This is a genomic window from Paraburkholderia sp. JPY465, assembly GCF_050436725.1.
Taxonomy (GTDB): Bacteria; Pseudomonadota; Gammaproteobacteria; order Burkholderiales; family Burkholderiaceae; genus Paraburkholderia; species Paraburkholderia youngii.
Window position 1 is genome coordinate 756,035 of sequence record NZ_JBNDMT010000002.1, and the last position, 12,553, is coordinate 768,587.

Here is a 12,553-nt window from a genome sequence, read left to right on the forward strand (position 1 = left end):
TTCAAAGCTGTGTGTCCAGCAGCCGTACGAACTTTTCGACGACCTTCTCCGTAAACGAACGCTGTGTCCAGGCTTCGAATGTGATGCGCTTCGACTTTGCGATGTCGTCGTTGAACGCGGCGGTCTGCTGTCTGGCGAAAGCGCGGTCGTAGATATTCAGGTTTGCTTCATCGTTCAGCTTGAACGAGCGGTTATCGAAGTTCGTCGAGCCGACCGACACCAGGTACTCGTCGACCACCAGCAGCTTGCAATGGAACATGGTCGGCTGGTACTCGTAGATCTCGACGCCCGCTTTCAACAGATCGCCCCAGCACGCCCGCGACGCTTCGCGCACCGTGTGCGTATCGATGCGTTTACCCGGCGTGACGATCTGTACTTTGACGCCGCGTTTCGCGGCTTCGACGATCGCGTTGATGGTGAGCTTGTCGGGCACGAAGTACGCGCTCGCAAGCTGCAAACTGCGCGTGGCGGCAGTGATGGCCATCAGATACATCAGCTGCATGTCGTCGCTGCCGCCCGACGGCGAACTGCTGAACATATGCGCAAAACCCTCGCCCGCTCCTTTCGGCTCGGCGTCGATGTGCGGGAAATACCTCGCACCGTGCAAGACGTTGCCGGTCGCCTTGATCCAGTTATCCATGAACACGGCCTGCATATGGGCGACCGCCGGACCGGTCAAGCGGAAATGCGTATCGCGCCAATGCTTTTCGTCCTGTGCATGGCCAGTCCACTCCGGTGCAATGCCGACCCCGCCCGTAAAACCGATCCGGCCGTCGATCACCAATAGTTTCCGGTGCGTACGATCGTTCATGCGACCGAGTCCGGTCCAATGCGGCTTGTGAAACTTGACCACTTCGGCGCCAGCCTCGCGCAGCAGTTGCAGATAGCGCCGATCCATCTTCGAAGAACCGACCCAGTCGAGCAGTACATGCACGGCGATGCCTGCACGCGCCTTATCGGCAAGCGCACGCGCAATCTGCTCGCCGATCTCGCCGGACCAGTAAATGAACGTTTCAAATGTGATGGTTTCGCGCGCCGACCGAATGCCTTCGAGCATCGACGGAAAGATCTGGTCGCCATTGAGCAGCATCTCGAAGCGATTACCCGGCACCACGGGCGGACCGAGCAATAGGCCCATCGAGCGCAGGAATTGCGGATCGTCGCTCTTATAGAGCCGCTCGATCTTGTGTTCTATTTTCTTTTCGCCGCTCGACAGATTGGCGATCACGAGAACGATCACCAGCGTGACGAACGCGGTAATAGCAATGGTCAGCATGCGTGGCCTCGATGGCAGGCGGCGGGACACGGCATGCGCATCCCTCGTCCGACGGGAAAGTGCCGGACTCCTGCCCGGCTTTCACGATCCTCGCGTCATGCACGGCGCGTGCCCGCAGCGGGACCGCGCCTTGCTTTCCGCCTCCAACGCTTTATCTGACCAAAGCAAATGCCTCACGACTGGCTATTTCGCCCGCGCCGAATACGCCGATGACCGTATAGTCCGAAGCCACGCATTCGAACGTCGATGCCTGAAACGTAATGACGAAATGCCGCCGCGCCGGTGCCTCGGCAGCAATGGTGATTGGCTCCGTCGCCACGGCGGCAATTTCCGCGCACAACGACGAATTGACGATTTCATGCGCCGCGTAGCCAGCTAGACCTTGCGCCGCGAGCGGATGAATGGCTAGATCGTCATCGCCCGGCGGCCCGAGACGATGAAACACGGTGTCGGCGAACAACACCGCGCAAAAAGGATCGTCGTCGGGATCGAATGGCCCGAACCGTTCAAAGTCCGACTCCGCGATCGGATAAGTGAGGATCACACGGCGATCGCTGGCGACGATGAATGGTTCGGCGGCATCGGCTGCCGGATGAGGAACGGAGTCCAGCAGGAAGACCTGATCTTCCTGCCGGGATGCATCGAACGTGCTAACCATCTACTTCACGGCTCCGCGGCTATTACGCGCCTGCTTGCGTCTCGGGCGTTTGCGGAGCCGCCGGCGCGACGGGCGCGGCGGCGCTCTTTGCGGCAGCCTTGCGGGCCGGTGCTTTTCTTGCCATCTTCACAGCGCTTTTACGGCCAGCGGTTTTCTTCACCGCGGCTTTCCGGCTTGCCGGCGTTGCCTTTTTGGCTGCGGTCTTTTTCACGGCCGTCTTGCGCGTTGCTTCTTTCGCCACTGCTTTTTTCGCCGTGGCCTTCTTGCCTACCGCGCTTGCGGTCGCTTTCGCCTGGCCGCTCTTTGCCGCCGTTTTCGCTGTTTTCGGAGCGGCAGCCGCGCTCGCCCCATCGATCAGGAATTTGCTGCGATCCTTAACGGAGGCAAGCCATGCCGGCGCCGGACCGCGTCCGCTCCAGGTCGCGCCGGTTTTCGGATCCAGGTACTTCGGCGGCTGGGCGCCTTTCGGCTGACCTTTGCCGCGCTTCGCGGCGGGAGTAGCCGCGGCTTTGCTTGCGCTCGCAGCGTCGATCAGGAACACCGTGCGGTCTTTCGCGCCGGCGATCCAGCCAGGCGCGCGGCCGTGACCGGTCCAGGTCGCGCCGGTTTTATGGTCGCGGTACTTCGCCGGCGTTGCCGACTTGGCGGCTTTGCTCACGCCTGCAGGTCTTCCCCGGCCCGTACCCGTATTGCCATTCAGACCTCGCGCGGAGCGTCGTGCCTTTGCCTGTGCTTCGATATCGGCAGTCGTTAGACCGTGCTTGAGCATCAACTCGCGAATCTGATCGACCGCGGCCTGTGCTTTTCTGGCAATGAGAACGTCAGCTTGCGCCTGGAGCTTCTTAAGCTTTGCTTGGATTTGCTCTAACGAAGGCATTTGATTGCTCCTTATGTGGTAATCGTCGAACTATGCCATGAATGACCGAAGAAAGGCAGTCTATTGACCTATCCTGAGCTTCAATACATCGATACGAGCGCCGATGCAGCGTTCAAATAACAAAAGCTTTCAGTTTTTCTACCGGGTCATCGAAGCTTTCTTCCCTTTCCTTCCTTCGTGATTCCTCTTTTTTCATTTCGGTTCCATCACTCAGATAGGTGTAAAAACGACGACCTGGCGATCGGCAATGTACCTCACGCTCCGTATAAAGCGGTAGTGTTGACCGTCCGCCGTTATCCGGTTCAGGCCCAGGCGGGTCAGTAGCAGCATTTCATCTGCCTGGAAAGCATCGACGACACCGGAATCCGTTAAATCCTCCAATGCACCGGATGGATTTCCGACATAAACATTGCGCGCCTGCTTGCCGATCCGCATGACGACCACGCTTTTTCCCTCGTCGAGCGCCAATTCGAGAAAGCTCGCGAGCGTACGCAACGACTCCGGTGTGCAAGTCCTGGTCTGATAGATCGCTGCATTCGATGGCGTCATTTGTGTTCCCCGTCATCCGCATCGACGGCAAATAGCGCGCCGTCATGCTTTCTGGCTTTAGTCGCTTCTACTATAGCCCGGCATTTGGATATTCAAAGGAGAGTAGCCCACTTTTTATTTGAAAACGGTCTTTTTTTGGTGAACTGCTATAGCGAACCGATTCAAGCGTGTGCGAAACGCCACTGACGATACGTGCAAAACCGCTGCTCCGGTAACTTACCGTTACCGATCTTGCAGCACCTGTTGCTCCTGCTCTGTCCAGGTCCATTTACACTTCATAACCGTGCCCAGCCTCGGATGCAGAGCCAATAGAGAGTCCTTTGTCAGCCGCCATGCTCGCGGCAGCTATTGAAAAAGACGTTGGGCCACCCTAACTTCGATACACTCAAACACGATGGTACTTACAATGAAAGCTGACCTTATTCGGACCACCCTCGGAGCACTGGCAGTTTCGTTCGCAATGGCAGGCACCGCGAACGCGGCCGGTTGCCTGAAAGGAGCGGTAGTGGGCGGCGTCGCCGGGCACTATGCGGGACATCATGCGGTGGTTGGCGCGGTCGGCGGCTGTATCGTCGGACGGCATGTGGCCAAAAAACACGCCGAAGAACAGCAGGCGGCGGCTCAGGCCGCGCCACATCAGCCAGCCAGAATGCAGTAACTGACGCCCCTCTCCATTCACTCAGGCAATGCGCAATCCGCGCGCGGGCAAGATCTCCTGGGTGGTCACGAAACGATGCTGTTTGACCGCGTCGTGAAAGAGGCGGTAGTCGCTCTTTTCGAACGCGGTCGTCCACTCCGGTCTGTCCCCGGTGTCGTCATCACACAACAAACCGGTGGCCTGGTACTTCCACGAACCCTGTCCTTTGGCGATATAGCCGGGCACGGGTTCTTTCAAACCCGGAATACGGCCGGCACTCACCCATTCGCAAACGGTTCTCAAACGCAGGTTGTCGTCGGGTTCGCGGTTCGTATCGAGCAGTCGGGTCAGTGCGTCTTTGACGTCGTCCGGCATGCCGGGCTGGTTTTCGAAGTCTTCGCGTCCGGCCAGATAAGCTCGCACGACACGACAACTCATATCCGCCGCTTGCACGAAATCCGGCAAATTATGTCGTGAGATGAAGTGATTGCAGCCGTCGATGTAATGCCAGCGTGCCCACGGCTGGTCGGGATAATGCAACGCGGCGCCGTGGCCGACCGGTAACGCGATCGTCAGAACGTCCGTCTCGACGCGCTCGATCAGATGCGCGACCGCCAGTTCGAGGCTCGCGAGCCAACCTTTGCGCGTGCAATCCTGCGCTTCGAGAAGATGTACGCGATTCCACGGACTTTCGATGCCCGCGAATCCCTGGTGCGCCCAGGTATCGACATACGTATGAAGCGTCACGCCGAGCCGGTGCAACGCGGTCTCCGATTCGCGCTGCCTGATAGCGCGCCGCACGACTTCGCGCGCGACTTCACTGTCGGGCCGGCAAACCGCCTTTTCCTCGAGACTGTCACCCACCCCGGCCGGCAGAAAATGGAACGGCGCCCATACGAGCCGATTCTGGTCGTTCTCGGTATTGGCGTAATCGAATAACTTGTGCGCGGTCGCGAATCGCTCGAATGTCTCGCCGCCCCTGAACCGCAGTATTCCGCTCGTCGTTGCGTCGTCGACGTATTGGCAGGCATGCGCGACGGTTTGCGCATCGCCGGCCGTCATGCCGCCGACGCGCGCGGCGATGTAGACCACGCCGTAATGGAAGTCGATATTCATGGCAGGCGCTCCTGGCGCGCATAATCACGGCCGGTCTGTGGCCGGCGATAGGGCGAGACGAATACAGGGAGCTGCGCGTGAGTAGATAGTAGACGAGCGAGCGGCACTCGCCTTGAAATAACATGCGTATTGGGCGTGTTTTTCCACGTTTCGCGCCAGGCTACTATTCGGGCTACTGAAGGAAAACGCCGGCGGCGCCAGCGAAATGCAACCTGCCGGCACAGCAAGCCGCCGGGCCACGAGGCGGAAAACGTAACCCGGCCCGACCGGCGCCGGTCAGGTCAAATGTGTAACGGAAAGACGATTGTTCCAGTGCTGGTTCAGATACTCGAGCGCGAACATCCGGTGACAATGATGTGGTAAATGTTCACTGCAAAGCAGGCAGCCCGATTCAAATAGCGCGATATCCAGATTGCTTTCCACACGGCGGCGCGCGATGAGGTCGAGATATTCCTCGCGAAAGTTCTCCCAGCTCAACTGCTTGCCCTGATAGCGTTTGAGCAGTTCCGGCTCGGGAGCCAACTCCGGAATTTCCACGTACGCCGCATTGCACAACTGCTCGAGAAAGAACGGCAGATCCTGCTTTTTCGCAAAACCCGCCAATTGCGACGTGTTGTTGAGGCGAACGTCGAGCACCGTGCGCACCTGGGCATCCTTCAACAACCCGAAGAACTTCTGGGCGCTCTTGCCGGTAAAACCAATACTGGCCACCTGTACGGTACCTTTGTCACGTTTCATCGTGAGTCCCCTTGGCGGGCCATTCGGCGCCCATAAAAAAGCCTCGCTGCGATTAGCGCAGCGAGGCTCGGTGGCAGTGCATGTTTAGCGCCGCTCGCGCGCTTTACTTGACGATGTCGACCAGTTCGACTTCGAAGGTCAGATCGGTATTCGGCGGAATCGGGCCGACGCCGCGATCGCCATATGCGGTCGCCGCCGGGCACGTGAGTCGCGCCTTGCCGCCGACTTTCATCTTCTGCACGCCTTGCGTCCAGCACGGAATCACGCGATTGAGCGGGAACGTGGCCGGGCCGCCATGCTTGGCCGAGCTATCGAATTCGGTGCCGTTGGGCAGCGTGCCGCGGTAGTTGACTTTTACCACGTCGGTCGCGGACGGTTGCGGGCCCGTGCCTTGCGTCAGATGTTCGACGATGACGCCGGACGGCAGCTTCTCCGTGGTCGGCGCGGCAGCCATCGCGGTCGAGGACAGAACGGCTGCGGCCAGCAAAGCAACGAGTGATTTCAAAGCAAATCTCCAGTGGGGTAGTCCGTTTGATTGTAACGGATCGGGTGTCGGCCGAGGCTCCCAGATACTGCCGGATGCCGTGGGTCGTTGCGCGCCTGTCACGAACCTCGCTGAACCGCCGCGCGAGCCCGCGGTCCACATGAACGTCCGGCGCGAATCGCCGGCACGCGAATCCGCCGCACCGTTGAGAGCGCTTCCGATGACCGAGCCGGCCCATTCCGACCACCCCGCTGACGACCCGACCGCCGCGCCCCCGCCCGCCGACGAGCGCGTTCGCGCGCCAAGGCCGCGCCGGATTCCGCGCAGCCGCGCCCAACAGGCGCGGCTCGATGCGCGCGAACCCGCTTTCGAGCCGCTGCCGTTCCCCTCGTATTCACCCGAGGACGCGCGCCGCCCCTTCGCGGACAAACTCGACGCATGGTTCGCCGCGCGCCGTTGGCAGCCGTTCGAGTTTCAGCGCGAGGTATGGCGCAACATCGCCGCTGGCGCGAGCGGCGTGCTGCACGCAAGCACCGGGGCCGGCAAAACCTGGGCCGTGTGGTTCGGCGCGCTAGCCGCGTTCGCGAGTGCCGCGTCGACACAGCGCAAGCATCCCGAACCGCTGACGGTGCTCTGGATCACACCGATGCGCGCGCTCGCGGCCGACACCGCCCGCGCGTTGCAAAGCTCCGCGGCCGAACTCGCGGTACCCTGGAGCGTCGGTCTGCGCACCGGCGATACGTCGGCCGCCGAACGCGAGCGGCAGAACCGGCGCATGCCGTCCGCGCTCGTCACGACGCCCGAGAGTCTGACGCTGATCCTGACGCGCGCCGATGCGCGCGAAGTACTGTCTCGAGTGCGGCTCGTGATCGTCGATGAGTGGCACGAACTGCTCGGCAATAAACGCGGCACACAGACGCAACTCGCGCTCGCGCGTCTCACGCATTGGCGGCCCGGCTTGCAGGTATGGGGGCTGTCGGCGACGCTCGGCAATCTGTCGTTCGCGACCGAGGTCCTGCTCGCGCCGGTCGCGACGCCGCGCGTCAGTGTGCACGGCGCGCTGTCGAAAGCACTGATCGTCGACACGATCATTCCCGACACGATCGAGCGCTTTCCGTGGGGCGGTCATATGGGCATGCGTCAGGTCGATGCAGTCGCGCGCGCGATCGACGAAGCACGCACGTCGCTCGTCTTCACGAACACGCGCTCGCAATGCGAGGTGTGGTATCAGGCGCTGCTCGATGCGCGCCCCGAATGGGCCGGCGCGATCGCGCTGCATCACGGCTCGCTCGATCAGCAGGTACGCGAGTGGGTCGAACGCGGGTTGAAGAACGGCTTGCTAAAGGTCGTGGTATGTACGTCGAGTCTCGATCTCGGCGTCGATTTTCTGCCGGTGGAGCGCGTGTTCCAGATCGGCTCGCCCAAAGGCGTCGCGCGTTTGATGCAGCGCGCGGGCCGCTCGGGACACGCACCCGGTTTGCCGTCCCGGGTGACGATCGTACCGACGCATGCGCTCGAATTGATCGAAGCGGCGGCCGCGCGTGAAGCCGTCGACAAACGGCAGATCGAAAGCCGCGATACGCCGCAAAAGCCGTTCGACGTGCTGGTGCAGCATCTCGTCACCGTCGCGATCGGCGGCGGCTTCGACGCGCGCGAGCTGTACGATGAACTTCTGCATACCTATGCATATCGCGATCTGACGCAGCAGGAGTTCGACTGGGCGCTGAGTTTCGTCGAAGGCGGCGGCGCGACGCTGCGCGCGTATCCCGACTACCATCGCGTCGCGCGCGATAGCGACGGTCTGTACCGCGTGCCGCGCGCCGATCTCGCACGCCGGCATCGCAACAACATCGGCACGATCGTCTCGAATGGGACGTTGAACGTTGCTTATCTATCGGGCGGCCGCATTGGCGCGATCGAGGAATCGTTCATCTCGCGGCTCAGACCCGGCGATGTATTCACGTTCGGCGGCCGCGCGCTGGAACTGATCCGCGTGCAGGATATGACGGCGTGGGTGCGGCGTGCGAGTTCATCGCGTGGGGCAATGCCGCAATGGGCCGGCAGCCGCATGCCGCTATCGTCCGAACTCGCCGATGCGACACTGACGATGCTCGCGCGCGCCGCCGACGGCATTTACGACGAGCCGGAAATGCGCGCGGTTCGGCCGCTGCTCGAATTGCAGCAGAAGTGGTCGGCGTTGCCCGAGCCGGGCGTGCTGGTCGTCGAGCTGCTGAAATCGCGCGAGGGTCATCACTTCTTCTGCTATCCGTTCGCCGGGCGCACAGCGCATATCGGGCTTGGCGCTCTGCTCGCGTGGCGGGTCGCGCGCGACGAGCCCGGCACGTTTTCGATTTCGATGAACGACTACGGTTTCGAATTGCTGTGCGCGCAGGCGTTCGATTGGGACGCGCACCTGCGCAATGGCCTGCTTTCACCCGACAAACTCGATCACGACATTCTTGCGAGCCTCAATTCGTCAGAACTCTCGTTGCGACGCTTTCGCGAGATTGCGCGGGTGTCGGGCCTCGTGTTTCAGGCGCATCCCGGACAGCAGAAAAGCGCGCGGCAATTGCAGGCCTCGAGCGGGCTTTTCTACGAGATCTTTCGTCAGCACGATCGCGGCAATTTGCTACTGGGCCAGGCCGATACCGAAGTACTGCTACAGGAACTCGACGTGCGGCGCATTCGTATTGCGCTCGAACGAATGAACGCGAGCCGCGTCGTGCTCACGCGGCCCAGGAAGGCGACGCCGTTCGCGTTTCCGTTGATCGTCGGACGCCTGCGCGAAAAAGTCAGCACCGAGAAGCTCGCCGATCGCGTCGAGCGAATGCTGGCCGAACTCGAAAGGGCGGCGCAACGATGACTGTGAACTCACTGGCGATCGACGTCGGCGGACGGCCTCTCGTGCTATCGAGCTTGCGCGCGTGCTTCGATCCGGTGCTGCGCGCGCTTTTTATCGCCGATGCGCATTTCGGCAAGGATGCGGTGTTTCGCGCGCGTGGCATTCCGGTGCCGACTGGTTCGACTGCGGAGAATCTGCTGCGGATCGATCGTCTGATCGCCGAGTTCGAGCCGGCGACGCTGGTGTTTCTCGGCGATCTGCTGCATGCGCGCGAGTCGCTGTCGACACTCACGCTCGATGCTTTGCATGCGTGGCGCGCGCGGCACGCGTCGATGCGCGTGGTGCTGGTCGAAGGCAATCACGATCGGCATGCCGGTGCGTTGCCGCTTACGCTGGGTGTCGAGTCTGTGCGCGAGCCGTGGCATTTCGGGGCGTGGGCGCTGTGTCATCACCCGCATGCGGTCGATCATGCGTATGTGCTCGCGGGCCATGTGCATCCGGTCTATCGGATCGCCACGCGGACCGATTCAGTGCGCGTGCCGTGCTTTCGCTTCGGGATCGATCGGGGGGTGCTGCCGGCGTTCGGGAGCTTTACTGGAGGCGCGCGTGAGACGGGGCGCGTTTTGGGGGAGAGAGTTTTTCTGGTCGTGCAGGAGAGGGTGATCGAGTTGAGGGGTTGAGTGGACGGCGGGGGCCGGCCACTTCGTTGCCTGATTGCGTTTTTGTTTGCGGGTTGGTTTGCTGATTCGCTAGCGTAGTTTTTTGCTGGCTTTTCGCTGCAAACTTCCCGCGGTGCTCGAGCGCGGTCGGTGTGGAGGCCGGGCGGCGCCGGCCTCCTCTCCTGGAGGGAGCCCCGCGAGGTTCGCGGGACCCTTGCCAGTGCCTAGTGGTTGCCGCCGCCGTGGCCGCCGTTGCCGGAGCCACCGCCGCCGTAGCCGCCATTGCCTCCGCGGCCACCGTTGCCGAAGCCGCCATTGCCGAAGCCGCCTCCGTTGCCTTGGCCGCCGCCGTTGCCGCCATGGCCTCCGCGACCTCCGTTGCCGAAACCACCGCCGCCTTGGCCACCACCGGCGCCGCCGTTTCCGCCCCGGCCACCGCCGTTGCCTTCGCCTCCACCGTTGCCGCCATGGCCGCCGTTTCCGGAGCCACCGTTGCCGTAGCCGCCGCCTTCGCCGCCATGGCCACCGTGTCCGAAGCCGCCGTTGCCCTGGCCGCCGCCTTCACCACCATGGCCGCCGTTGCCTCGGCCGCCGCCTTCACCACCATGGCCGCCGTTGCCTTGGCCGCCGCCTTCACCACCATGGCCGCCGTGTCCGAAACCACCGTTGCCGTGGCCGCCGCCTTCGCCGCCATGGCCACCGTTGCCCGAGCCGCCGTTACCCTGGCCGCCGCCTTCACCACCATGGCCGCCGTGTCCCGAGCCGCCGTTGCCCTGGCCGCCGCCTTCACCGCCATGGCCACCGTTGCCCGGGCCGCCGTTACCCTGGCCACCGCCTTCGCCACCATGGCCACCGTGTCCGGAGCCTCCGTTGCCCTGGCCGCCGCCTTCACCACCACGGCCACCGTTGCCCGAGCCGCCACCGCCCTGGCCGCCGCCTTCACCGCCATGGCCACCGTGTCCGGAACCGCCGCTGCCCTGGCCGCCACCTTCGCCGCCATGTCCACCGTTGCCCGCGCCGCCACCGCTATGGCCGCCGTTGGCGGAACCGCCTTTGCCTTCGCCACCGCTGCTACTGTGGCCGCCGTCGCCATGGCCGCTTTCGCCATGACCGCCATCGCCATGGCCGCCGTCGCCATGGCCGCCATCGCCGTGGCCGGCATGCCCATCTCCGCCGTGGGCATGACCGCCGTCGCCGTCACCATCGCCACCGTGGCCGTGGCCATGACCGCCATCGCCGTCACCGTCGCCACCGTGGCCGTGGCCATGACCGCCATCGCCGTCACCGTCGCCACTGTGGGCATGACCATGACCGCCATCGCCGTCACCATCGCCACCGTGGCCATGACCATGACCATGACCGCCATCACCGTCACTATCGCCACCATGGCTGTTGCCATGACCGCTTTCGCCGTCACCATCACCGCCATGGCCGTGGCCATGACCGCCATCGCCATCGCCGTCACCACCGTGGCCATGACCATGACCACCGTCGCCGTCACCATCACCGCCATGGCCGTGGCCATGACCGCCATCGCCATCGCCGTCAGCACCGTGGCCATGTCCGTGACCGCCGTCGCCATCACCATCACCACCATGGCCATGTCCATGACCGCCATCGCCATCGCCGTCACCACCGTGGCCATGTCCATGACCGCCGTCGCCGTCACCATCACCGCCATGGCCGTGGCCATGACCGCCATCGCCATCGCCGTCACCACCGTGGCCATGACCATGACCACCGTCGCCATCACCATCACCGCCATGGCCGTGGCCATGACCGCCATCGCCATCGCCGTCACCACCGTGGCCATGTCCATGACCACCGTCGCCATCACCATCGCCGCCATGGCCGTGGCCATGACCGCCATCGCCATCGCCGTCACCACCGTGGCCATGTCCATGACCGCCGTCGCCATCACCATCACCATCGCCGCCATGGCCGTGCCCATGACCACCATCGCCGTCACCATCGCCGCCATGGCCGTGCCCATGACCACCGTCGCCATCACCATCACCACCGTGGCCATGCCCATGCCCACCACCATCCCCACCGCTATCACCGCCACCGTTGTTGCCGCCATCGCCGCCCGTGCCGCCATTCCCCGAACCATCACCGCCGCTTCCAGCGCCTCCGTTACCGTTGTTGCCGGAACCGCCATTACCGTTGTTGCCGCCGGTATCTCCCGAGCCCACCCCGCCCGTGCCGGAATTAGCCGAACTATTTCCGCCACTGCTGCCCGCGCCCGTCGACGACGTCCCGTTGCCCGCCGAGGAGCCGGTGGACGACGTCGGGCCAAGCCCCGCCGCCGCGATGCCGAGGGCACCCGCCCCGAGCTGCCCGAATCCGTGCGAGGTGCAGCCCGGCCCGCCGCCCGACGGACATCCGCCTTGCACGCCCGCCTCGGCGAGCACCATCACTCCTGGATTGGTTGCAGGCGCGGCGGTGCTCCCCGAATTCGTCTGCGCACCCGCCATCGCCGCATAAAGACTGACCGCGACCGCCAACGCCGCCCGCCGCGTGCCAAGTATCCACGCGTCCCCGTTTTGCTTTTTCATTTCACCCTCCTAATTATTTCCCCTGAGCGACCGGTCCAATTAACGAGTGAATCTCGGCTCGTCAAAAAAATGAAAGTCAAAGCCTTTGCGCAACTTCGCCTAATGCGAATTAAAATGCGCTCGCACTAAATACTTCTCTCACAGAAAATCCCCGGTCCG

11 protein-coding genes are annotated in these 12,553 nt (G+C 63.1%); 4 read left to right on the forward strand and 7 right to left on the reverse strand.

Annotated features, from left to right (window positions below; genetic code table 11):
• Position 1: 1 nt before the first annotated feature.
• From cls to QFZ94_RS05530, 4 genes are all read right to left on the reverse strand, one after another.
• Complete coding sequence (gene cls, locus QFZ94_RS05515; protein WP_368582286.1) at positions 2-1,276, reverse strand: cardiolipin synthase; 1,275 nt, start codon at positions 1,274-1,276, stop codon at positions 2-4.
• A gap of 151 nt (positions 1,277-1,427) precedes the next feature.
• Entirely contained in the window at positions 1,428-1,934 is a 507-nt protein-coding gene (locus tag QFZ94_RS05520) for a hypothetical protein (protein ID WP_429455837.1), read from the reverse strand.
• A 22-nt stretch (positions 1,935-1,956) separates the two neighbouring features.
• Positions 1,957-2,811: an H-NS family nucleoid-associated regulatory protein gene (locus QFZ94_RS05525; protein WP_429455838.1), complete on the reverse strand. Its 855-nt coding sequence runs from the start codon at positions 2,809-2,811 to the stop codon at positions 1,957-1,959.
• 210 nt (positions 2,812-3,021) lie between these two features.
• A complete protein-coding gene (locus tag QFZ94_RS05530; protein WP_368582283.1) occupies positions 3,022-3,360 on the reverse strand; it encodes a hypothetical protein in 339 nt (112 codons plus the stop codon).
• Between the two features lie 406 nt (positions 3,361-3,766).
• Here QFZ94_RS05530 and QFZ94_RS05535 point away from each other — a divergent pair, with 406 nt between their 5' ends.
• Positions 3,767-4,018 carry a hypothetical protein gene (locus tag QFZ94_RS05535; RefSeq protein WP_368582282.1) on the forward strand — a complete coding sequence of 84 codons (252 nt, stop codon included), beginning with the start codon at positions 3,767-3,769 and terminating at the stop codon, positions 4,016-4,018.
• 21 nt (positions 4,019-4,039) lie between these two features.
• Here QFZ94_RS05535 and QFZ94_RS05540 read toward each other — a convergent pair whose 3' ends face one another.
• From QFZ94_RS05540 to QFZ94_RS05550, 3 genes are all read right to left on the reverse strand, one after another.
• A complete protein-coding gene (locus QFZ94_RS05540) occupies positions 4,040-5,113 on the reverse strand; it encodes a DUF6765 family protein (protein WP_429455839.1) in 1,074 nt (357 codons plus the stop codon).
• Between the two features lie 276 nt (positions 5,114-5,389).
• On the reverse strand, positions 5,390-5,851 hold the full coding sequence (locus tag QFZ94_RS05545; RefSeq protein WP_368582280.1) for a DUF488 family protein: 462 nt from the start codon (positions 5,849-5,851) through the stop codon (positions 5,390-5,392).
• 103 nt (positions 5,852-5,954) lie between these two features.
• Positions 5,955-6,305 (reverse strand): FKBP-type peptidyl-prolyl cis-trans isomerase, encoded by a 351-nt coding sequence (locus QFZ94_RS05550; RefSeq protein WP_373685682.1) that lies wholly within the window; start codon positions 6,303-6,305, stop codon positions 5,955-5,957.
• A gap of 250 nt (positions 6,306-6,555) precedes the next feature.
• Between QFZ94_RS05550 and QFZ94_RS05555 the strand changes: the two genes are divergently transcribed.
• The 3 genes from QFZ94_RS05555 to QFZ94_RS05565 all read left to right on the forward strand — a co-directional run bounded on the left by QFZ94_RS05555 (position 6,556) and on the right by QFZ94_RS05565 (position 12,523).
• Positions 6,556-9,198 (forward strand): ligase-associated DNA damage response DEXH box helicase, encoded by a 2,643-nt coding sequence (locus tag QFZ94_RS05555; RefSeq protein ID WP_429455840.1) that lies wholly within the window; start codon positions 6,556-6,558, stop codon positions 9,196-9,198.
• Positions 9,195-9,857, forward strand: a complete 663-nt coding sequence (pdeM, locus tag QFZ94_RS05560) for a ligase-associated DNA damage response endonuclease PdeM (RefSeq protein ID WP_429455841.1) — start codon at positions 9,195-9,197, stop codon at positions 9,855-9,857. Before QFZ94_RS05555 ends, pdeM begins: the two co-directional genes overlap by 4 nt.
• Positions 9,858-10,078: 221 nt before the next feature.
• Entirely contained in the window at positions 10,079-12,523 is a 2,445-nt protein-coding gene (locus QFZ94_RS05565) for a hypothetical protein (protein WP_429455842.1), read from the forward strand.
• Positions 12,524-12,553: the final 30 nt, after the last annotated feature.